Below are 21180 nucleotides of genomic sequence, written 5' to 3' on the forward strand. Positions count from 1 at the left end.
GGAATCAGCAGCAGGGATCGCAGTGAACACCATGTCGCAGAACGTCCTCCCCGGCGCGCCGGGTCACCCGGGCGCGGCCTTCTGGGCCGCCAACCGGATCGCGCTGATCGCGCTGGCGATCGGCCTGGTCGCGCTCTACGTGCCGACGATCGTCGACTTCATGCGCGGCCCGTGGCGTGGCGACCGCAATTCCCACGGCCCGATCGTGCTGGCGCTGTCGGCCTGGTACTTCTATTTCCAGACCCGGCGCATGGCGCGCCAGGGCCAGTCCTTCCGTCCGCGGCCCGCGCCCCTGGCCGGCTGGACGCTGATCGTGCTGGGGCTGCTGGGCTACGTGCTGGGCCGCTCGCAGTCGATCGCGCTGCTGGAGATGGGCTCGCTGATGCCGGTGCTGCTGGGCCTGGCGCTGCTGCTGCTCGGGCCGACGATCGCGCGCCGCTACGGCTTCGCGTTTTTCCTGCTGCTGTTCGCGGTGCCGCTGCCGGCGTCCATCGTCGACGTCATCACCCAGCCGATGAAGCTGGCCGCATCCTGGGGCGCGGAGTCCCTCATGTACGCGCTGGGCTACCCGATCGCCCGGGCCGGCGTGATCCTGCAGATCGGCCCGTACCAGCTGATGGTCGCGGATGCCTGCGCGGGCCTGAACTCGCTGTTCACGCTGGAGGCCCTGGGCCTGCTCTACATGAATGTCGTGCGTCATGAATCGGTGTTCCGCAACATCGCGCTGGCGCTGCTGATCGTGCCGATTTCCTACTGCTCCAACGTGATCCGCATCCTGATCCTGGCCTTGCTGACCTACCACCTGGGCGACGACGTCGGCCAGGGCTTCATGCACGAGTTCTCCGGCATGGCGCTGTTCCTGACGGCGCTGATGCTGATCGTGGGCGTGGACACCCTGCTGCGCGGCCTGTCGGCGCGCTGGGACCGCCTGCGCGGTCGGGAGGCGGCGCGATGAGCACGCCCCTGCATCCCCCCGTGCCGACGCCCCGAGGCGTGGCCCCCGGCATGCCCGACCCGGCCGACGCGCTGCCGCGCCTGTCGCGCCGCGCCTGCCTGGGCGGCGCCGCCCTGATGGGCGTGGCCGCGGCCGGCGCGTGGCTGGCCACGCCGCGGCTGCAGGCCGTGACCGGCGCGCCCAGCCTGGACGCCATCGTGCCCAAGGCCTTCGGCGACTGGCGCGTGATCGCCGATGCGACCACGCAGGTCGACGTGGCGCAGGGCGTGGAGACCGTGCTGGAGCAGCCCTACGACCAGACCGTGATGCGGACCTATGCCAACGGCCAGGGCGAGCAGGTGATGCTCGCGCTGGCCTGGGGCGAGCGCCAGCGCCAGGACGTCAAGGTGCACCGTCCCGAGGTCTGTTATCCGGCGCAGGGCTTCGCGCTGCGCCGGGTCGAGGCGGGCCCGCCGATCGCCACCGAGGGCCGCGCCAGGCCCGTGCCCACGACCGAGCTGCTGGCCGAGGCCCGTGGCGGTGGTTTCGAGGCGGTGCGCTACTGGATCCGCATCGGCGACAACTACGGGGGCGACGGGCTGGGCGCGCGCTGGTACATCCTCAACGAGGGGCTGGCCGGGCGCATTCCCGACGGCATCCTGGTGCGCGCGTCGCAGCGCCTGGCGCAGGCCTCGGCCGCCCCGGGCTCGCAGCGCCTGATGGCGCGTTTCCTGGCCGAGCTGGTCGCGGCGGTGCCGGCGCCCTCCCGCGGGATGCTGGTCCGATGAGCGCGACGAGCAGCCCGCTCAAGGGCACCCCGCGGCCGCAGGGCCTGAATCCCTACGGCAACGACCGCCCGTCGCGCTGGCCGGGCTGGCGCACCCTGTTCGCGGCGGCGGCGCTGGCCGCGGGCTGCATGGTGATGGGGCTGGTCTGCGTCGTGATGGGCGACATGGTGGCGCAGAAGCCGGTGTTCTTCGTCGTGCTGCCGGTGGCGCTGATCGTCGCCTTCATGTTCGTGGCCAATCCAAAGGCGCTGCTGCTGACCATCCTGCTGCTGCGCGCGATCGCCAACCCGGTGCTGGAGGAGGCGCGCTTCGCCAGCTTCGGTGGGCTGGGCGGCCTGGTGAACCTGGCGGTGATCCTGCTGGCGGCGGTCTTCTGGATGCGCGAGCCGCGGCGCATCCCGCGCGTGGCGTGGATGGTGTGGCTGCCCTTCATCGCGATGCAGGCGGTGGGGCTGCTCTATTCGCCGGACAAGCTGCCCGAGCTGCGGACCTTCCTCGGCACGCTGAGCACGATGGCGATGTTCGTGGTGGCCTTCTACGTCGTGGACGACTGGAGTTCGTTCGACCGCATCCTGAAGCTGGTCATCTGGTCCTCGGTGCCGGTGGCGATCTACACGCTGATCGCGATCGCGCGCGGCGACGTGCACGTCACCAACGATCCCGCGGCCATGGGCCGCTACAAGGGCCCGTTCTCCCATCCCAACATCCTGGCCTTCTACCTGGTGCTGATGCAGGGCGTGCTGCTGTACCTGTGGAAGAACGCCCGCACGCTCGCCACCACCACCACCGCCACGCGGCTGGCCATGGCGGGCTACCTGCTGGTCCTGCTGGCGCTGCTGGCGGCGACCAAGACCCGCAGCGCCTGGATGGCCGCCGGCGCGATGTTCTTCCTGTACGGGCTGCTCTTCGAGCGCCGCTTCCTGCTCTATCTGCTGCTGGTGCCGCTGCTGGCGCTGCTGGTGCCCGACATCCGGGACCGCGTGCTGGACATCGGCCAGGGCAACGTGGTGGTGCAGTACGCCAAGCTGAACTCCTTCACCTGGCGCCGCGTGCTCTGGGCCGATGCCGTCAGCTGGATGGCGCCGGCCCGCTACCTGTTCGGCTACGGCTCGGGCGGCTTCTTCTTCAACTCGCCGACCTTCTTCAGCCTGAGCGGCGGCATGACCACCGGCGCGCACAGCGTGGCGGTGCAGATGCTGTTCGACGTCGGCGTCGTGGGGCTGGCCACCTACTACTGGAAGTACCTGCGCGCGGCGCAGATCTTCTGGCGCTTCCGCCGCGACGATGCCTTGCTGTCGGCGATGTTCATCGCGCTGCTCATCGGCTACGTGGTGGTCTCGCTGTCGGACAACATGCTGAGCTACCTCGTCTTCAACTGGTTCTTCTGGTTCGTGATGGGCGCGGGCTGCGCCATCGTCTGCCGCGTCCGGCCCGATGTCGGGCATCGGGCGCCGCGGACACTGGGCCGGCGCGCGCGTCCCTGGTCGGTGAGGCCGGCATGAGCGCCGTCGGCACCCGGTCCGCGGTCCTGGACGGCGTGCGCGGGCTGAGCATCGCGACCGTGCTGGTCGCCCACTGGCTGCCGCTCAACGCGTTGCGGCCCCGGCTCAACGAATCGGTCGGCATGCTGGGCATGGCGCTGTTCTTCGTGCTGTCCGGCTACTTCATCGGCAGGCAGGTGCTGGTGCACGTGCACCCGCTGGAGTTCGTCGCCAAGCGGCTGCTGCGCATCCTGCCGCTGGCCTGGCTGGTGGCGGTGGTGGTCGCGGCGATCTGGCACTTCGAGCCCTCGACGCTGGCCGCGCACCTGCTGTTCTACGCCAACCTCAGCGACGCCGGCATGCGGGTGCCGCTGGACCATTACTGGAGCCTGTGCGTGGAACTGCAGTTCTATGCGCTGGCCACCGCGCTGCTGGTGTTCCGTCCCGGCGTGGCGCGGGTGCTGGTCCCAGCGCTGCTGGTGGCGGTGACCGGTTACCGCGTGTACATGAGCGGCTACAGCGGCAGCATCACCTGGTACCGCATCGACGACATCCTGGCGGGCTTCGTGCTGGCGATCCTGCTGCACTCGCCGAGCCGGCGCGAGGCGATCGGATTCTTCGAACGTCCCGTCGTGCTGTGGGGCGCGGCGGCGCTGCTGTGCCTGGCCTGCTACAACGTCGACGGCAACGTCGCGTCCTTCCTGCGGCCCTATGCCGTGCTGTGCCTGACCGGCGCCTTGCTGTGCCAGCCGCGATCGGCGGCGGCGGCCGTCCTGTCCCGCCCGTTCTGGACCTACCTCGCGACGGTGTCCTTCGCGGTGTACGTGCTGCACGTGCCGCTGGAGCACACCTGGCTGGGCAGCGGCGATGTCACCGAAAAGTACCTCAAGCGACCGCTGCTGCTGGCGGCGGTCTTCCTGCTCGCGCACCTGTCGACGTTTTACTTCGAGCGACACTTTATTGCGATGGGCCACCGGCTGAGGATGTCCAATGACGCGGTTCGTAGTGTTTAAGGGTGGACGGATGACGTCGATGCTCACAATCCGTTCCGCCCGCTGGCTGCTGTCGGGCGTGTTCGCCGGACTGGCGGCGGCGATGGGCGCGGGCGCGTGGGCGACGCCGCAGGCCACCGACAAGGCCGATGCCGCCGATCCCCAGGCCCGCGCGGTGCGTCACCTGCGCTTCGGCACCGCCGACCGGCCCTTCGCGGCGGACTCGCCCTGGAACGCGCGCCCGATCGGTGTGACGCTGGGCAGCTTCGAGATCCCGAAGGCGAAGAACTTCCCCACGATGGAAGACGGCAAGTGGTCGACCGGCGTGTTCGTGGCCGCGTCCGACGATCCGCCGGTCACCGTGTTGCCGCTGCCGGGCCGCAAGGGCATCTGGGATCCGGACGCCGAGGCGATGCGCGAGCAGATCACCATCCCGCGCTGGCCCGCCGGCGTCGTGCCCGCGAGCGCGGCCGACGGCCATGGCGACATCGTCGACCCGGTGGACCGCGTGATCCATTCCTTCAACGTGCTGCGATTCATCGACGGCCAGTGGCGCGCCGACCAGTACGCGTGGACGCGCCTGGACGGTCGCGGCTGGGGCGAGCCCGGTCACTACTTCCAGGGCGCCCGCGCCGCGGCGGTGCCGACGATGGGCGGCCTGGTGCGCGCGAAGGAGATCGACGACGGCGACGAGCTCTTCCGGCACGCGCTGGCGATGTCGCTGACGCACACCGGGCTGTCGGCGGACCCGGCCTACATCTTCCCGGCCACCTCGGCCGACACCGGCGCCAGGTCCAACACCGGCCAGATCCCGCAGGGCGCGCTGATGATGCTGCCGCCGGACTTCGACGTCAGCCCCATCGAGGACCCGCTGCTGCGCAAGGTCGCGCGCACGCTGAAGGTCTACGGCGCCTACGTCGTCGATCGCAACGTCGAGACGCCGTTCGTGATCTACGTCGAGATGGGGGCCAACAAGTCGCCGATGAAGCGCGGCTGGCATCCCGCGTTCGCGGCCCAGCTCGACCGGGTGCGCGCGGCGCTGCGCCAGGTCACGGCCGTGGAGCGCTGGGTCGACGGCAATGGCCGGCCGATGTCGATGGAGACGCCGCAGAACCAGATGTCGCTGCGCGGGCCGTGGCGCCGCGGCGGCGCGGAAGCCACCGCGATGAAGGCAGCGGTCGCGGGCGCGGGCGCCGATCGGCCGCCGGGCGTCTTCGACACCCGCCGCCAGGCGGTCGTGTTCCCGCCCGGCGAAGGCATCGCCGTGCAGGTGAACGACAGTGGCCGCAGCCTGCAGCCAGTCACCTGGGCCAAGCCCGAGGCGGGCCGGCGCTACCGGCTGACCGTGACCGCGACCGGCGACGCGAAGCTGCAATTGCAGCTGCTCGACGCGGACCGGCGCACGACGCTCTTCGACAGCGGCGAGCTCGCCGACGGTGCGAGCAAGACCTTCGAATGGCCGCAAGGGCAGGGCGCTGTCCGGCTGACCGTGCGCAGCGGGCCCGGACCGGGCGAGTCGTCGGTGGGCGGCGCGCTGGTGCCGGTCGAGGCCTCGGCCGCCCGCCGCGGGCCGGCCCGGTCCGACGGCGAGAGGAGCAAGCGATGACGCTGCGCGCGCACCGCGACCCGGACTGGGCCGCCGATGTCGCCCGCTGGGGGCTGGGCCGCATGCCGCTGCGCGAGCAGTCGATGTGGGCGCTCTGGATCTACCGCTACGGACGCCGCGTCGATGCGGCGCCGCCCGGTTTCGCGCAGGGCCTGCACCGCCGGCTGCACCTGCTGCTGCACACCGTCGTGGAGACGCTGACCGGCATCAGCCTGCCCAAGCAGACCCGCATCGGGCCGGGGCTCCGGATCTGGCACTTCGGCGGCATCTTCGTGAATCCAGGCACCGTCATCGGTGCCGGCTGCACGCTGCGCCAGGGCGTGACCCTGGGCAACCGCGTCGACGGCGGCCCATGCCCGGTGCTGGAGGACGGCGTGGAGCTGGGCGCCTACGCGCAGGTGCTCGGCGGCGTGCGACTGGGCGCCGGTTGCAAGGTCGGCGCGATGAGCGTCGTGCTGCAGGATGTGCCGCCGGGTGCGACCGCGGTCGGCAATCCGGCCCGCATCCTGCACCGGGGCGAGGCGCTGCGCGCCAGGAACGATGCTTGCCCTGGCGCCGGACCTGTCGGCGTCGACGCCGGCCAAGAGCAGAACAAGCATCCGGCTCCGCAGGAGCAGGAGCCAGGGAGTGTGACCCTTTGAAGATCGCCTACCTCGTCAATCACTATCCGAAGGTCAGCCACACGTTCATCCGCCGGGAGATCCTAGCGCTTGAAAAGCAGGGCCAGGACGTCCTGCGCGTGGCCGTGCGCGGTTGGGACGATCCCGCGCCCGACGCCCAGGACCAGGCCGAGAAGGCGCGCACCCATTACCTGCTGCGCGGCGGCGCGGCGGCGCTGGGCACCGCGCTCGTGCGCGAGGCGCTGCGCGCGCCCGGACGTTTCCTCGGCGCGCTCGGACTGGCGCTGCGCATGGGCCGTCGCGCCGATCGCCCCTGGCCGCTGCATCTGGTCTACCTGGCCGAGGCCTGCGTCGCGCTGCGCCTGATGCGCGATGCCGGCGTCACGCATGTGCATGCGCATTTCGGCACCAACTCGACCGAGGTCGCGATGCTGCTGCATGCGCTCGGCGGGCCGGGCTACAGCTTCACCGTCCATGGCCCGGAGGAATTCGACAAACCCGAATTCCTCCACCTGGGCGAGAAGATCCGCCGCGCGCGTTTCGTCGTTGCCATCACGTCCTTCTGCCGTAGCCAGCTGTTCCGGTGGGTGGAGCGTGCGCACTGGGCCAAGGTGCAGGTCGTGCATTGCGGGCTGGAGCCCGGCTTCCACGCCGGTGCGGACGCGCCGCCCAGCGGTCGCCGGCTGGTGGCCGTCGGACGCCTTGCCGAGCAGAAGGGCCACCTGCTCCTGATCGAGGCCGCCGCGCTGCTGGCGCGCGAGCGCCCCGACTTCGAGCTGGTGCTGGCCGGCGACGGCGAGTTGCGCGCGGCCATCGAGACCCGCATCGCCGAGCTGGGCCTGCAGCGCACGGTGCGCATCACCGGCTGGATCGGCAGCGACCAGGTCCGCGCCGAGCTGATGGCCGCGCGCGCGCTGGTGCTGGCGAGCTTCGCCGAGGGCCTGCCCGTCGTGGCGATGGAGGCGATGGCGCTGGGCCGTCCGGTCGTGAGCACGTCCATCGCCGGCATCCCCGAGTTGATCGTGCCGGGCACGCATGGCTGGCTGGTGCCCGCGGGCGACGCGCCGGCGCTGGCCGAGGCGATGCGCGAGTGCCTGGACTGCGACGACGCACGCCTGCGCCAGATGGCCGAGGCCGCGCGCACCCGCGTGCTCGCCCGCCACGACGTGGACACCGAGGCCTCGCGCCTGCTCCGTCTCTTCAGCGAGTACGCCCATGCTTGACACCGTCCTGGCCGTCGTCAACGGGCTGCTGCTGGCCGGCACCGCGCTGCTGGTACTGCCCGCGCTGCTGCTGCTGGTGCAGATCGTGCTGGCGTTGCGGCAGCCGCCGCCCTTGCCCGCACAGCCGCGGCCCGCGCGCATCGCGGTGCTGATTCCCGCCCACAACGAGGGCCACGGCGTGCGCGCGACCATCATGCAGACGCTGTCGCAACTGGGGCCCGACGACCGCGTGCTGGTGGTGGCGGACAACTGCAGCGACGACACCGCCGCGCAGGCGCGGCTGGTGGGCGCCGAGGTCGTCGAGCGCCACGATGCGGAGCGCCGCGGCAAGGGCTACGCGCTGGACTTCGGCGTGCGACACCTGGAGATGCTGGCGCAGCACGAGGGCCATGCGCCGGACGTCGTCCTGGTGCTGGATGCGGATTGCGTGCTGTCGCCGGGGTTGATCCCGCGCGTGGCCGGCCTGGCGCAGGCGCATGGCCGGCCGGTGCAGGCGAGCTACCTGATGCACGCCCCCACGCCCGGCCTGAAGGCGCGCGTGGCGGAATTCGCGATGCGGGTGAAGAACCTGGCGCGCTCGCGCGGCATGTTCCGGCTGGGACTGCCCTGCCAGCTGCTGGGCACGGGCATGGCCTTTCCCTGGGCGGTGGCGCTGCGCGCGCCGCTGGCCAGCGGCCATCTGGCCGAGGACATGCAGCTGGGCGTGCGGCTGGCCCGCGACGGCACGCCGCCGCTGTTCTGCGAGGACGTGCTGGTGACCAGCGTCTTCGCCGCCAGCCAGGAAGGCGAGCGCAGCCAGCGCACGCGCTGGGAGCACGGCCACCTGTCGCTGCTGGTGGGCGAGGGCCCGAAGCTGCTGTGGGAGGCGCTGCGCCGCGGCCGCTTCGCGCAGGCGATGCTGGTGATGGACATGCTGGTGCCACCGCTGGCCTTGCTGGCCGGGCTGCTGGTCGTGGCCACGCTGGCGCAGGCGATCTGGGCGCTGCTGACCGGCTGGGTGGCGGGGCTGGTCCTTGCGCTGCTGGGCGTGGCGGCGCTGCTGGTCGCGATCGTCGCGGCACGCCATCGCTTCGCCGCCGAGCTGATCGGACTGGGCGAGCTGCTGAAGGCGCCGGTCTACGTGCTGGCCAAGCTGCCCATCTACCTGAGCTTCGTCGTGCGCCGCCAGACCGAATGGGTGCGCACCAAGCGCGATCACTGAGACGCGGCCCCGCACCATGACGGATCTCCACAGTTCCACCTCCCGCGCCGCCACCCCGGTCGGTCCGACCTGGATCGACCGCTGGCGCGCGATCCTGGGTGCGCTCACGGTCGTGGCGGATGAACGCGGCGTCGAGGACGAGCTGCTGCGGGCCATGACCGCCGGCGGCCCGGGCGGTGTCGACCGCCCGCGCGTGGTCGCCTTCGTCAACGCGCATGCGATGAACTCGGCGGTGACCGACGCCGGTTTCGCCGATGCCGTGGCGCAGGCCGACTGGGTGCTGCGCGACGGCTCGGGCATGCGCATGCTGATGGACCGGCTGGGCCGCGCGCCCGGCTTGAACCTCAACGGCACCGACCTGATCCCGCGCATCGTCGCGCGTCACGCCGGCCGGCGCATCCTGGTGCTGGGCACGCGCGATCCGCAGCTGTCCGTGGCGGCCGCGCGGATCCGCGACGAGCTCGCGCCCGGCGCCGTGGTCGAGGCGCTGGACGGGTTCCAGGCGCCGGAGGCCTACGTCGCGCTGGCCCGCGCCTTCGCACCCGACCTGGTCGTGCTGGGCATGGGCATGCCCAAGCAGGAGCAGGTCGCGCAGCAGCTCCGCCGCGCGCTGGCGCACCCCTGCGTGATCGTGTGCGGCGGCGCCATCCTCGACTTCCTGGGCGGTGGCGCGACGCGCGCGCCGGCCTGGATGCGTCGCCTGGGCATCGAGTGGCTGTACCGCCTGGCGCGCGAGCCGCGCCGGCTGTTCAAGCGCTACGTGCTCGGCAATCCCCTGTTCCTGTCAAGGGCCCGGCGTTATGCCGCGGCCGTCGGCCGGCGGCGCTCGTCAGCCTGACATGCCAGCGATGCCCCTCGCCCGTTCCGGAGGAAATTCCCATGTCCCAGCCTGAGCCGATCGTCCACGCCAATCCCCGCCAGCAGCACGTCATCGCCATCGACCTGGTGCGCTTCCTGGCCGCCGTGCTGGTGCTGTTCTCCCACCTGGCCTTCAGCATCGGCGACCGCCCCGACAGCCGGCCCTACGAGCTCAGCGGCGGCACCTTCGCGCAGCCGCTGATCCCGTGGTTGTCCTTCTACGGCTGGATCGGCGTGCAGGTGTTCTTCGTGATCTCGGGCATCGTGATCGCGTACTCGGCGCGCGGCGCGACGCCCTATGCCTTCCTGCGCAGCCGCGTGGTGCGCCTGGTGCCGGCGGCCTGGGTGTGCTCGACGCTGACGCTGGGGGTGCTGGCCTGGCACTACGGCGGCTTCACCACCGACCTGATGCGGGGTTATCGCCACAGCATGCTGTTCATGCCCTGGTACCCGTGGATCGACAACGTCTTCTGGACGCTGGGCGTGGAGATCTTCTTCTACGCGTCGGTGGGCGTGCTGATCTGGCGCGGCAAGGAACGCGCCATCGGCCGGCTGGCCGCGGCACTGGCCTGGATCTGCCTGGCCTACTGGGCGGCCTACACGCTGGGCCAGACCGGCGCGGTGCCGGCGCTGGCGGTGCTGCACAAGACGCTGCCCTACCTGGTGGAGCGCGTGCTGGAGCTGCTGCTGGTCAAGCACGGCGCGTTCTTCGCCGCCGGCATCTTCATCTGGGCCGTGCTGATCGACGGCCAGAAGCGACCGTCCTGGGCGACGCTGGCCGCGACGCTGGCGGCCTGCGTGGTCCAGATCTTCTGGACCAACGTCGATGCCAACGGCCCGCGCACCAACCCCTGGTGGCCCGCGCTGGCGATCTGGCTGGTCAGCCTGGCCGTGATCTTGCTTGGCATCCGGCACAACGCGGCCTGGCGCTCGAGCAAGTCGCTGGTGAGCCTGCTGCGCGTGCTGGGCTTGATGACCTACCCGCTGTACCTGGTGCACCAGAACATCGGCGCGGTCGCGATGGGGCAGCTGCGCCGCGTGGGCGTGGAGCCCGCGATGGCGCTGGTGATCGCCTCGCTGGCGGTGCTGCTGCTGAGCTGGCTGGTGGTGACCTATGCCGAGCCGGTGGTCAAGCGCTGGGTGGGGGGCGTGATGGACCTGGTCCGCCTGCGCCTGACGGGGGCGCGGGCGGCGGCGGCGCCCCGCTCCAAGGGTTGATTCGAGGAGGGGTACTGGGTTCATGGACATCGATCTGCTGATCTCGAAGATTCACCGCAAGCTGGTCTACAAGCTCGCGCCGCGGCTGGTGCCGGGGCAGGTGCGCGCGCTGCAGCGGCTCAACGAGACCGCCACCGAGCCGGTCGTCGCGCCGGGCGGCCCGGTCGTGTCGCTGACCACCTACGGCCCGCGCATCGACACCGTCCACCTGACGATCGAGAGCATCGGCCGCGGCCGGCTCAAGCCCTCGCGGCTGATCCTGTGGCTGGACGACGCGGCGCGCTTCAAGGACCTGCCCGAGGGACTGCGTCGGCTGAAGGCGCGCGGGCTGGAGGTGCACCTCACCGACAACCTCGGTCCGCACACGAAGTACTACCCCTACGTGGCCTCGCAGGCGCATCACGAAGTGCCGCTGGTCACCGCCGACGACGACATCGTCTATCCGCGCTGGTGGCTGCGTCGCCTGTGGGAGGCCTACCGCGCCGCGCCGGACCAGATCAGCTGCTACCGCGCCCACGTGGTGGCGCTGCAGGACCCGGACGGGACCGCCATCCGCCCATACCGGGAATGGCCGCCGTGCGGCAGCCGGGAGCCGCGCTGGCGCCATTTCGCCACCGGCGTGTCGGGGGTGATCTATCCGCCGCAGTTCCTGGACTTCATGCACGCGCAGGGCGATGCGTTCAAGGCCTGCTGCCCCAAGGCGGACGACATCTGGCTGCACGCGATGGCGCTGCGCGCGGGACTGCGGGTGCGCCAGCTCGGCCGGCTGCCGCGCTACTTCGAGGGGCTGCCCGGCACGCACGACCAGGGGCTGGTGCACTTCAACAGCTTCAACGGCGGCAACGACCGCCAGGTCGCCGCGACCTATGTCGCCGACGACCTGCGCAAGATGGCGCAGGAGCCGGCCTGAGCCGGCCCGCGTCCAGAGATCCGGAACGCGCGCGTGTCCATCCTGCACAACATCAAATGGGCGGCCTTCTCGCAGCTGGCCCGCATCGGCTCGCAGATCGCCAGCGTGACGCTGCTGGCGCGGCTGCTGTCGCCGTCGGACTACGGGCTGCTGGCGATCGCGGCGATCTTCACCAACTTCGCGATGCTGTTCCGCGACTTCGGCACCGGCTCGGCGCTGATCCAGCGCGAGACGCTGACCGAGGGCCTCAAGGCCTCGGTGTTCTGGCTCAACATGGCGCTGGGCGGCCTGATCTGCCTGACCCTGATGGCGGCGTCGCCCGCCGTGGCGCATTTCTACGACGCCCCGACGCTGGTGCCGGTGCTGTGCCTGATGGCGCTGTCCTTCCCGGTGGCGTGCAGCAGCATCGTCCACCAGTCGCTGCTGGAGCGGGCGTCGCAGTTCAAGCGCATCGCCGCGGTGGAGAGCGTCGCCGTGGTGCTGGCGCTGCTGGCCGCGGTCGGCGCCGCGTTGGCCGGCTGGGGCGTGTACGCGCTGGTGGCGCAGACCCTGGTGGCCGCGACGGTGCAAGGCGCGATGCTGTGGGCGATGTCGGACTGGCGGCCCGCGCCGCGCCCGCGCTGGGACGGGCTGCGGGAGATCTCGGGCTACAGCGGCAACGTGTCCGCGTTCCAGTTCGTCAACTACTTCGCCCGCAACGCCGACAGCTTCATCATCGGCAAGGTGCTGGGCTCGGCGGTGCTGGGCCTGTACAGCGTGGCCTACCGGCTGATGCTGTTCCCGGTGCAGAACATCAGCCACGTCGTGGCCCGCGCGGTGTTCCCGCTGCTGACGCAGGCGCACCAGCAGGGCGGTCGCGCGCAGATGGCCGAGGTGTACCTGCGCTCGCTGGGCGTGATCACCTTCGGCACCGCGCCGGTGATGGCCGCGCTCTGGTTCTTCCGCGAGCCGACGGTGGCCGTGGTCTTCGGCGCGAAGTGGGCGGGCGCCGAGGTGCTGCTCGCGTGGCTGGCACCCACCGGCTTCATCCAGTCGGTGCTGAGCACCTCGGGCAGCGCCTTCCTGGCCACCGGCCAGGCCGGGCTGATGCTGCGCTATGGCGTGATCGGCTCGGTGCTGCAGGTCGCGTCCTTCGCCGCGGGCATCCATTTCGGCGTGGTGGGGCTGACGCAGGCCTACCTGATCGCCACCGTGCTCAACCTGCTGCTGACGATGGCCGCGGTGCTGCGTCTGCTCGAGACCGGCCCGGCGCCGCTGCTGCGGGCGATCGGCTACCAGGTGCTCGCGGCGCTGGCCGCCGGCGTGCTCGTCTGGGGCGGCGACCGCTGGATCTTCGGCCACGCGGCGGCCGTGGGCCGGACCGGCCTGTGGCGCCTGGCCGCGCAGTACGCGCTCTTCGCCGCCTGCTACCTCGGCCTGATGGCCGTCCTCGCGCCGCAGAAGATGGCCTCGGTCAAGGCCATGTTCCGCGGCAAGCTGTCCCGTGCATCCTGAGGCGTCCCCGATGACTTCCCCTGTTCCCGCCACTGCCGACCCGCTCGACGAATCCCGGGCCACCGCCTCGGCCGCCGATGGCGCCATCCTGATGGTGTGCTTCACCTTCCCGCCCGAATTCGGCGGCGCGATCGTGCAGGCGCTGCGCCTGGGCGCCGAACTCCAGACGCGCGGCTGCGAGGTCGCCTTCCTGGCCGACAACGGCGACGGCGCCGATGCCGACCTGCGGCACGAGTCCTTCGACCTCTATCGGCGCCGCACCTTCACCGCGGCGCGCTCCAACCTGCGCAAGCTGATCTGGACGCTGCGCATCGTGCTCTTCGCGCTGGCGCACCCCAAGTTCCGCGTCTTCCATTTCCACTCGGTGCAGGGGCCCGAACTGCTGGCCATGCCGGTGCTGAAGTGGCTGGGTCGCAAGACCATCGTCAAGCTGACGCTGGCCGAGTCCGACGACCCCGCCACGCTGACGCGGCGCCGCCTGATGGGCAAGCTGTACCGCGCCTGCCTGGGCTCGGTGCACCGCTACATCGCGATCTCGCCCAGCCTCAAGCGCATGGCCTGCAGCGTGGGCGTGGCGCCCGAGCGGGTGCTGCTGGTGGCCAACGGCGTGGAGACCGCGCGCTATTACCTGCCCATGCCCGACGAGATCGCGCGCGCGCGCGCCGCGCTGGACATTCCCGAGGGCGTGCCGGTGATGGCGAGCATCGGCGCGGTCGAGCACCGCAAGGGCTACGACCTGCTGATCGCCGCCTTCGAGACCATCCGGCGCGAGCGGCCCGACGCGGTCCTGCTGATCATCGGGCCGGGCAACGAGGACGCCAACCCGTTCCACGTCCAGCTGCAGCAGTACATGGCCGAGCGCGGCATCGGCGGCGTGCGTTTCCTGGGGCGGCGCGAGGACATCCACGAGATCCTGCGCGCGGTCGACCTGTTCGCGTTCTGCTCGCGCCAGGAGGGCTTCGGCACGGCCATCGTCGAGGCGATGTGCGCGGGGCTGGCCGTGGCGGTGATGGACATCCCGGAGATCACCGGCTGGATCGTCGGCGAGCGGCCGGACGCGGTGAACACGCCGTCGCGCGATCCGCAGGAGTTCGCGCGGCTGTGCCTGCAGCTGCTGGCGCAGCGCACGCCGGCCTCGTCGGCCGCCCTGGCGGAAAGCGCCGCGCGCGACTTCGGCATGGCCGCCATCGGCAATACCTACGAGGCCCTGTATGCGGAACTGCGCGGGCACTGAAACGATCAACACGGAGCACCCTCGATGAGCGCGGTCACCTTCCGCATCCAGCCCACCGGCAACCTGGGCAACCAGATGATGCAGCTGATGCTCGGGCATTCGCTGCGCTCGCGGATCCCGGAGCTCGACATCGTCGGCTACGACATGCCGCTGTGGTCGCTCAAGGGCGGCGAGGAACCGGCGCCGCGCGCCAAGCCGGTGGAATTGCGCGGCCACCTGATCGACATCGACGGCGTGGCCTCGCTGGTCAAGGCCGGCGTGCTGCGCGACATGAAGCTGGTGGGCATCGGCTCGCGCATGGCCAACTACCTGCCGCCCTCGGCCTACCAGGCGCTGTTCCCGGCGGGCCGGGCCGAGGTCGAGCGCCACGGCGACGACGAGTTGCTCATCAGCGTGCGGGGCGCCGAGATCCTCGGCCAGTGCCACCCGGACTACGGCCCGGTGCCGCCGGCCTATTACCGGCAACTGGCCCGCGAGACCGGCCTGCGTCCGGTGCTGTTCGGCCAGATCGAGGACGACTGGTACTCGCGCCTGCTGATGGAGGCGATGCCCGATGCGCGCGTCGTGCGCAGCCAGGGCGTGCTGGCGGACTTCGAGCGCCTGCGCAGCGCGCGGCACGTCGTCACCAGCGTGAGTTCCTTCGCCTGGCTGGCGACCTGGCTGTCGGACGCGCAGACCATCCACGTGCCGGTGCTGGGCCTGCTCAACCCGGCGCAGCGGCCCGATGTCGACCTGCTGCCGCTGGACGACCCGCGCTATCGCTTCTACCGCTTCCCGGTGCGGCTGTGGAATGGGCAGCAGGAGGACGTCGACGGCCTGAGCCGCGAGGCGCATTACCCGCTGATGACGCGCGACGAGGTCGCCGCGCTGCTGCGCCAGGCGGCCTCGCGCACCCGCGCCGAGCGCCTGGAGGTGGCGGCCAAGACGATGGTCAAGGGCCTGCTGGGACGGTTGCGCGGATGACACCCCCCATGAGCAAGGGACCGGCGTCCGCCCGGCGTGATCCGTCATGGAGAATGGCCGGCATTGCGTTCATCGATTCGCGGGAGTGCGCTTGAAGATCCTCGTCACCGGCGCCGCCGGCTTCATCGGCATGCATGTCAGCCAGATCCTGCTGGCGCGGGGCGACCAGGTGGTCGGCCTGGACAACCTCAACGACTACTACGATCCGCGGCTCAAGCACGACCGGCTGGCGCGCCTGAACGGCCGGCCCGGCTTCGAGTTCGTGCACATGGACGTGGCGGACCGTCAGGGCATCGCCGACCTCTTCGCCAAGCACCGCTTCGATCGCGTCGTGCACCTGGCGGCGCAGGCCGGCGTGCGTTATTCGCTGGTGAACCCGCATGCCTACATCGACGCCAACATCGTCGGCTTCACCAACATCCTCGAGGGCTGCCGCCACACCGGCGTGCAGCACCTGGCCTACGCGTCGAGCTCCAGCGTCTATGGTGGCAACACGCTGATGCCCTTCAGCGAGCACCACGGCGTGGACCATCCGGTCAGCCTGTACGCCGCGACCAAGAAGGCCAACGAGCTGATGGCGCACACCTACAGCCATCTGTTCAAGCTGCCCACGACGGGACTGCGCTTCTTCACCGTGTACGGCCCCTGGGGCCGGCCCGACATGGCGCTGTTCCTGTTCACCAAGGCCATCCTCGCGAACGAGCCGATCAAGGTCTTCAACCACGGGAAGATGATCCGCGACTTCACCTACATCGACGACATCGCCGAAGGCGTGGTGCGGGTGCTCGACCGCAGCGCCACGCCCGACCCGGCCTACGACCCGGTGACGGCGGACCCGGCGCGCTCCAACGCGCCGTACCGCGTGTTCAACATCGGCAACCACGCGCCGATCCCGCTGATGGACTTCATCGCGGCGATCGAGCAGGCGGTGGGCCGCGAGGCGATCAAGGAGTTCCTGCCGCTGCAGGATGGCGACGTCCCGGCCACCCACGCGGACGTCGAGGAACTGGCCGAATGGACCGGTTTCCGCCCGGCGATGCCGGTGCCCGAGGGCATCCGGCGTTTCGTCGCCTGGTACCGCGACTACTTCAAGCAATGAGATCCCAGGCGGACCGGCGAACCGGTCCGTCCCCGTTGATTCAATCAGGAGTACTGGAATGAAAGTCACGACGATCGGCACCGGCTACGTGGGCCTGGTCACCGGCGCCTGCCTGGCCGAGATGGGCAACCACGTGGTCTGCCTGGATGTGAATGCCGAGAAGATCCGCATCCTCAACGAGGGCGGCATTCCCATCCACGAGCCGGGCCTGGACGCGGTGGTCAAGCGCAACGTCGAGGCCGGCCGGCTGCAGTTCACCACCGACGTCGACGCGGCGGTCAACCACGGCACCATCCTGTTCATCGCGGTGGGCACGCCCCCGGGCGAGGACGGCTCGGCCGACCTGCAGTACGTGCTCGCCGCGGCGCGCTCGATCGGCCAGCGCATGACCGACTACAAGGTGGTCGTGGACAAGAGCACCGTGCCGGTGGGCACCGCGGACAAGGTCCGCGCCGCCATCGCCGAGGAACTGGCCCGGCGCGATGCGACCGTCGGTTTCGCGGTGGTGTCCAACCCCGAGTTCCTGAAGGAAGGCGCGGCGATCGAGGACTTCATGAAGCCTGACCGCATCGTCGTGGGTTCCGACGACGAGCAGGCCACGCTGATGATGCGCGCGCTCTACGCGCCGTTCACCCGCAGCCATGACCGGCTCTTCGTGATGGACGTGCGCAGCGCCGAGTTCACCAAGTACGCCGCCAACGCGATGCTGGCCACGCGCATCAGCTTCATGAACGAGCTGGCGCTGCTGGCGGAGAAGGTCGGCGCGGACATCGAGCTGGTGCGTCGCGGCATCGGCTCGGACCCGCGCATCGGCTACCAGTTCCTGTACGCGGGCGCCGGTTATGGCGGTTCCTGTTTCCCCAAGGACGTCAAGGCGCTGGTGCGCACCGGCCGCGAGTACGACCAGGAGCTGAAGGTGCTGAACGCCGTCGAGGAAGCCAACGACCGGCAGAAGCTGGTGCTGGTGGACAAGATCGTGGCGCGATTCGGCCAGGACCTGGCGGGCAAGCGCTTCGCTTTGTGGGGCCTGGCGTTCAAGCCCAACACCGACGACATGCGCGAGGCGCCGTCGCTGGTGATCATCGAGGAGCTGGTCAAGCGCGGCGCGGCCATCGCGGCCTACGACCCGGTGGCGATGAGCGAGGCCAGCAAGCTGCTCGCGCAGGTGCAGGGCGTGAGCTTCTGCGAACGCGCGGAGCACGCGCTGGCGGATTCCGACGCGCTGGTGATCGTGACCGAGTGGAAGGAGTTCCGCACGCCGGACTTTGACCGCATCAAGTCCGAGCTCAAGCAGCCGGTGGTCTTCGACGGTCGCAACCTGTACGAACCGGCGCTGATGTCGACGCTGGGCATCGAGCACCACGCGATCGGCCGCGGCAAGCGCAAGTCGGATTGAGGCGTCGGCGCCGGGGCCTGCGTCCTCGCAACGACAACGCCGCGTCCCGCAAGGGACGCGGCGTTGCCATTTCAGCCCCTGCGCATCAGGAGGCGCAGACGCTGCCCGTGGCCCCGCTGGCGCGGACCAGCGTCGGGCGCAGCGTCGATTCCACGTTGGCGGTGCCGCTGCGGCCCCAGGTCGTGACCTTGAAGCTGGTGCCCGCCGGCCAGGTGAAGTTGAGCACTGCGCCGTCGGCCAGATACCCGGTGTCGTAGACGGTGGCGCCCGTCTGGCGATCGGCGATGGTCATGCGGAAGGTCGCGCCGCCGGTGCCCGCGACGGTGAGCCGATACGGATCGCCGGCCACCGGCAGCGCCCAGCTCACCGGGTTCATCGCCCGGCCGGTGGCATTGGCCTGCTCGATCAGCGTCGTCGTGGCGGGGAAGACCAGCGCCTGGCGCCAGGTGTCGAACTCGCCGCTGACCGTGCCCTTGGTGCGCCACCAGGCGCCGCGCATCGACAGCAGGTTCATCGCCGTGCTGGTCACCGAGCTGCTGTTCTTGTTGTTCCCGTCGACCCACCAGGCCGCGCTCTCCAGCGGACGCAGCGCGGCGCGAATGGTGTCCAGGTCGGTGGCCGTGCTGCTGCTCCAGCCGTTCTTGTGCAGCTTGAGGTCGGCGCCGATCTCCACGTAGATGACGAAGGGCGTGCCGTGGTTGCGGTCCACGACGTAGGCGCCGTACTTCTTCAGCGTCTCGGCGATCTTGCGCAGCTCCGGCGTGGCCAGCGCCTGCGCGTCGAAGCTGGCCGGCAGCATCAGCAGCGAGCCCATCGGGATCTGGCCGCTGTTGGTCGTGGCCGCATTCGAATCCGCCGAGGTGGCCGGGAAGCGGTAGGTCGGGCTGTTGCTCAGGCCGGTGAAGTCCAGCGACATCGCCAGCGCGTGGCTGTAGCTGGCCGCGCCGTCGTTGGCCTCATGGATGCGGATCAGGCCGCCGATCGTCGACACGCCCGCGGCGCGCGCGCCCTGGTAGTAGTGCGACGGGTCGCCCATGCCACGGCCGGCCAGCGGCGTCCAGGCGTACTGGTTGGTCACCCAGGCGCCGTCGACCTGCTTGAGGCCCCAGAACGAATGGATGACCCCGGCGGCGGCGTCGACGATCTCGGCGTGACCATCGCTGCCGGTGGCCGGCTGCGTCTGCGCCGGCCAGTGCGGGATGGTGATGCTGGGACGGTAGACCTCGCTGTCCGGATCCCACACGCCTTGCGTGTTGGTGCCGGTCACGACCATGGGCGCGTCGGTTTCCGACGCCTCGAAGGCGGCGCTCGACCAGGTGCCGCTGTCCACGGACGGGTAATAGGTGGAGGCCGGGATCGTCGCCGACCCCAGCACCGCGCCGACCGGGCGGCTGTTCCACGGCGAATCCGGGCTGAACGGACGCAGGAAGCTGCCGAAGTTGCCCGCGGTGCAGGCGGCGGTCGCGGAGGGGCGGGCGATGGCGTCGGCGGCCAGGACGGCGACGCCGGCGACGGCCTCGCTGGCCGGCGAGGCGGGCGTGGTGGCGATCGAGACCGGGGTGGAGGCGGCGGTCGGCGGCGTCTCCAGCGCCAGCGGCGCGGCGCCGGCGGCGCTGCTGCCGCCCCCGCCGCCGCAACCGGCCAGCAGCAGGCTGGCGGCGAGCGCGCAGGCGCTCAGGCCGGCGGAGATTCCAAAGGAAGAAGAGGTTTTCGTCATGGTGTTTCGAACTGCTGAAAATGCGCGGAGCGCGTTGACGAGTAAATGCCGGTATCTCTTCTTCTTGCGCGCCGACGCCTCGTTGCAGGCGTCGGGCGGGATTCTTGTTACTGGATGTTGGCACCCGGGAAATTGACTGCTTCATTCCCGCCCGGCTGGGCAGGTGTTGCGGCCATGACTCAGTATGCGGAGTCCGATGGGCTGATTTCCAGAGTGGACGCCGGCCACACGCGGGGGATTCCGGGAATATTGGGCAGCTGCGGGGAGGTACTCTTTGAAACATCCAGGTCGAGGGTTGACAACCTGACGGATGTCTCGGATCGAGGGGTTATTGCCCGTCGTTACATACTCGTCCTCGGGCCCGAGATACTCGGGTTCGATATTCGAAACAAAACATCGGACGTCGCACGAAACTCGGGAAGGCAACTCGCCGAAGCACGTGTCAGCCGATTCCCGACGGCCCCACCGACGGGCCTCCGATGGGCGGGCAGGCCGGTCGATGCCGGCCCCTCAACGAGGGGGGCGAGGCGGCCAGGGGGCGGCCGGTCGCCAGAGGGGCCTATGGGATACTCCGCGCCTTCGCCTCAGGGAATCGGAATCGAGATGGTCAAGATCAATGACATCGTGGTCGACAACGCCCGGCCGTTCGTGCTGTTCGGCGGTGTCAACGTGCTGGAGTCGGAGCAGTTCGCGGTCGATGTGTGCGGCGAATACCTGCGCGTGACCCGGGAACTGGGCATTCCCTACGTCTTCAAGGCGTCCTTCGACAAGGCCAACCGGTCGTCGATCAAGAGCTACCGCGGCCCGGGCCTGGAGGCCGGCCTGAAGATCTTCGAGGCGGTGAAGAAGGCGCATGGCGTCGCGGTGCTGACCGACGTGCACGAACCCCACCAGGCGGCCGAAGTGGCCGCCGTCTGCGACGTGCTGCAACTGCCGGCCTTCCTGGCCCGCCAGACCGACCTGGTGATCGCGCTCGCGAAGACCGGCCGGGTGATCAACATCAAGAAGCCGCAGTTCGTCAGCCCGCCGCAGATGAAGAACATCGTCGAGAAGTTCGAGGAAGGCGGCAATCCGAACGTGATGCTGTGCGACCGCGGCGCCCAGTTCGGCTACGACAACCTGGTCGTGGACATGCTGGGCTTCGGCGTGATGAAGCAGGTCAGCGGTGGCAAGCCGGTGATCTTCGACGTGACCCATGCGCTGCAGCAGCGCGAGTCCGGTGCCGCCGCCTCGGGCGGTCGCCGCGGCCAGGTCACCGAGCTGGCCCGCGCCGGCATGGCGATCGGCCTGGCCGGCCTGTTCCTGGAGGCCCATCCCGAGCCCGAGAAGGCGCTGTGCGACGGCCCCAGCGCGCTGCGTCTGTCGCAGCTCAAGCCCTTCCTGGAGCAGGTCAAGGCGATCGACGATCTGGTCAAGGGTTTCCCGGTTCTGGACACCCACTGACCG

18 protein-coding genes are annotated in these 21180 nt (G+C 70.4%); 17 read left to right on the plus strand and 1 reads right to left on the minus strand.

Translation table 11 applies throughout. The features are described 5' to 3' along the window. The first annotated feature begins 31 nt into the window (after positions 1 to 31). From xrtB to FHT37_RS23805, 16 genes are all read left to right on the plus strand, one after another. On the plus strand, positions 32 to 955 hold the full coding sequence (xrtB, locus tag FHT37_RS23730; protein ID WP_183485287.1) for an exosortase B: 924 nt from the start codon (positions 32 to 34) through the stop codon (positions 953 to 955). Then, positions 952 to 1722 carry an exosortase C-terminal domain/associated protein EpsI gene (locus FHT37_RS23735; protein ID WP_183485289.1) on the plus strand — a complete coding sequence of 257 codons (771 nt, stop codon included), beginning with the start codon at positions 952 to 954 and terminating at the stop codon, positions 1720 to 1722. Before xrtB ends, FHT37_RS23735 begins: the two co-directional genes overlap by 4 nt. Further along, complete coding sequence (locus FHT37_RS23740; protein WP_183485292.1) at positions 1719 to 3224, plus strand: O-antigen ligase; 1506 nt, start codon at positions 1719 to 1721, stop codon at positions 3222 to 3224. The genes FHT37_RS23735 and FHT37_RS23740 overlap by 4 nt, the downstream gene beginning before the upstream one ends. Next, positions 3221 to 4216, plus strand: a complete 996-nt coding sequence (locus FHT37_RS23745) for an acyltransferase (RefSeq protein ID WP_183485295.1) — start codon at positions 3221 to 3223, stop codon at positions 4214 to 4216. Before FHT37_RS23740 ends, FHT37_RS23745 begins: the two co-directional genes overlap by 4 nt. 19 nt (positions 4217 to 4235) lie before the next feature. Further along, positions 4236 to 5801, plus strand: coding sequence for an Atrophin-1 multi-domain protein (locus FHT37_RS23750; RefSeq protein WP_183485298.1), 1566 nt, complete (start codon positions 4236 to 4238; stop codon positions 5799 to 5801). Beyond that, positions 5798 to 6442 (plus strand): serine acetyltransferase, encoded by a 645-nt coding sequence (locus FHT37_RS23755; RefSeq protein WP_183485301.1) that lies wholly within the window; start codon positions 5798 to 5800, stop codon positions 6440 to 6442. Before FHT37_RS23750 ends, FHT37_RS23755 begins: the two co-directional genes overlap by 4 nt. After that, a complete protein-coding gene (locus tag FHT37_RS23760; RefSeq protein WP_183485304.1) occupies positions 6439 to 7644 on the plus strand; it encodes a glycosyltransferase in 1206 nt (401 codons plus the stop codon). The genes FHT37_RS23755 and FHT37_RS23760 overlap by 4 nt, the downstream gene beginning before the upstream one ends. Further along, positions 7637 to 8845: a glycosyltransferase family 2 protein gene (locus tag FHT37_RS23765; RefSeq protein WP_183485308.1), complete on the plus strand. Its 1209-nt coding sequence runs from the start codon at positions 7637 to 7639 to the stop codon at positions 8843 to 8845. The genes FHT37_RS23760 and FHT37_RS23765 overlap by 8 nt, the downstream gene beginning before the upstream one ends. Before the next feature lie 16 nt (positions 8846 to 8861). Then, the gene (locus FHT37_RS23770) at positions 8862 to 9683 is read left to right on the plus strand and encodes a WecB/TagA/CpsF family glycosyltransferase (protein ID WP_183485311.1); all 822 of its coding nucleotides are present in this window, start codon (positions 8862 to 8864) and stop codon (positions 9681 to 9683) included. 41 nt (positions 9684 to 9724) lie between these two features. After that, the gene (locus tag FHT37_RS23775; protein WP_183485314.1) at positions 9725 to 10921 is read left to right on the plus strand and encodes an acyltransferase; all 1197 of its coding nucleotides are present in this window, start codon (positions 9725 to 9727) and stop codon (positions 10919 to 10921) included. A gap of 22 nt (positions 10922 to 10943) precedes the next feature. Beyond that, positions 10944 to 11831 (plus strand): hypothetical protein, encoded by an 888-nt coding sequence (locus FHT37_RS23780; RefSeq protein ID WP_091721548.1) that lies wholly within the window; start codon positions 10944 to 10946, stop codon positions 11829 to 11831. Positions 11832 to 11864: 33 nt separating this feature from the next. Further along, positions 11865 to 13325 carry a lipopolysaccharide biosynthesis protein gene (locus tag FHT37_RS23785; protein WP_183485317.1) on the plus strand — a complete coding sequence of 487 codons (1461 nt, stop codon included), beginning with the start codon at positions 11865 to 11867 and terminating at the stop codon, positions 13323 to 13325. A gap of 10 nt (positions 13326 to 13335) precedes the next feature. Continuing rightward, positions 13336 to 14559 (plus strand): glycosyltransferase family 4 protein, encoded by a 1224-nt coding sequence (locus FHT37_RS23790; protein WP_183485320.1) that lies wholly within the window; start codon positions 13336 to 13338, stop codon positions 14557 to 14559. Between the two features lie 24 nt (positions 14560 to 14583). Continuing rightward, entirely contained in the window at positions 14584 to 15522 is a 939-nt protein-coding gene (locus tag FHT37_RS23795; RefSeq protein WP_147240273.1) for a hypothetical protein, read from the plus strand. A 91-nt stretch (positions 15523 to 15613) separates the two neighbouring features. Next, complete coding sequence (locus FHT37_RS23800) at positions 15614 to 16621, plus strand: NAD-dependent epimerase (RefSeq protein ID WP_183485323.1); 1008 nt, start codon at positions 15614 to 15616, stop codon at positions 16619 to 16621. Positions 16622 to 16679: 58 nt separating this feature from the next. Next, a complete protein-coding gene (locus tag FHT37_RS23805; RefSeq protein WP_183485326.1) occupies positions 16680 to 18017 on the plus strand; it encodes a UDP-glucose/GDP-mannose dehydrogenase family protein in 1338 nt (445 codons plus the stop codon). An 85-nt stretch (positions 18018 to 18102) separates the two neighbouring features. On the opposite strand, the gene FHT37_RS23810 is transcribed toward FHT37_RS23805, so the two are convergent. Beyond that, positions 18103 to 19734, minus strand: a complete 1632-nt coding sequence (locus tag FHT37_RS23810; protein WP_183485329.1) for an Atrophin-1 multi-domain protein — start codon at positions 19732 to 19734, stop codon at positions 18103 to 18105. A 603-nt stretch (positions 19735 to 20337) separates the two neighbouring features. Between FHT37_RS23810 and kdsA the strand changes: the two genes are divergently transcribed. Next, positions 20338 to 21177 (plus strand): 3-deoxy-8-phosphooctulonate synthase, encoded by an 840-nt coding sequence (kdsA, locus tag FHT37_RS23815; protein ID WP_091721573.1) that lies wholly within the window; start codon positions 20338 to 20340, stop codon positions 21175 to 21177. Positions 21178 to 21180: the final 3 nt, after the last annotated feature.

The sequence above is a fragment of the Mitsuaria sp. BK037 genome, assembly GCF_014193045.1.
Taxonomy (GTDB): domain Bacteria; phylum Pseudomonadota; class Gammaproteobacteria; order Burkholderiales; family Burkholderiaceae_C; genus Roseateles.

What these genes read in the sequence shown, in the direction of transcription:
- xrtB (WP_183485287.1), top strand. Translation starts at nt 32, where the DNA reads ATGTCGCAGAACGTCCTCCCCGGCGCGCCGGGTCACCCGGGCGCGGCC.
- FHT37_RS23735 (WP_183485289.1), top strand. Translation starts at nt 952, where the DNA reads ATGAGCACGCCCCTGCATCCCCCCGTGCCGACGCCCCGAGGCGTGGCC.
- FHT37_RS23740 (WP_183485292.1), top strand. Translation starts at nt 1,719, where the DNA reads ATGAGCGCGACGAGCAGCCCGCTCAAGGGCACCCCGCGGCCGCAGGGC.
- FHT37_RS23745 (WP_183485295.1), top strand. Translation starts at nt 3,221, where the DNA reads ATGAGCGCCGTCGGCACCCGGTCCGCGGTCCTGGACGGCGTGCGCGGG.
- FHT37_RS23750 (WP_183485298.1), top strand. Translation starts at nt 4,236, where the DNA reads ATGCTCACAATCCGTTCCGCCCGCTGGCTGCTGTCGGGCGTGTTCGCC.
- FHT37_RS23755 (WP_183485301.1), top strand. Translation starts at nt 5,798, where the DNA reads ATGACGCTGCGCGCGCACCGCGACCCGGACTGGGCCGCCGATGTCGCC.
- FHT37_RS23765 (WP_183485308.1), top strand. Translation starts at nt 7,637, where the DNA reads ATGCTTGACACCGTCCTGGCCGTCGTCAACGGGCTGCTGCTGGCCGGC.
- FHT37_RS23770 (WP_183485311.1), top strand. Translation starts at nt 8,862, where the DNA reads ATGACGGATCTCCACAGTTCCACCTCCCGCGCCGCCACCCCGGTCGGT.
- FHT37_RS23775 (WP_183485314.1), top strand. Translation starts at nt 9,725, where the DNA reads ATGTCCCAGCCTGAGCCGATCGTCCACGCCAATCCCCGCCAGCAGCAC.
- FHT37_RS23780 (WP_091721548.1), top strand. Translation starts at nt 10,944, where the DNA reads ATGGACATCGATCTGCTGATCTCGAAGATTCACCGCAAGCTGGTCTAC.
- FHT37_RS23790 (WP_183485320.1), top strand. Translation starts at nt 13,336, where the DNA reads ATGACTTCCCCTGTTCCCGCCACTGCCGACCCGCTCGACGAATCCCGG.
- FHT37_RS23795 (WP_147240273.1), top strand. Translation starts at nt 14,584, where the DNA reads ATGAGCGCGGTCACCTTCCGCATCCAGCCCACCGGCAACCTGGGCAAC.
- FHT37_RS23805 (WP_183485326.1), top strand. Translation starts at nt 16,680, where the DNA reads ATGAAAGTCACGACGATCGGCACCGGCTACGTGGGCCTGGTCACCGGC.
- FHT37_RS23810 (WP_183485329.1), bottom strand. Translation starts at nt 19,734, where the DNA reads ATGACGAAAACCTCTTCTTCCTTTGGAATCTCCGCCGGCCTGAGCGCC.
- kdsA (WP_091721573.1), top strand. Translation starts at nt 20,338, where the DNA reads ATGGTCAAGATCAATGACATCGTGGTCGACAACGCCCGGCCGTTCGTG.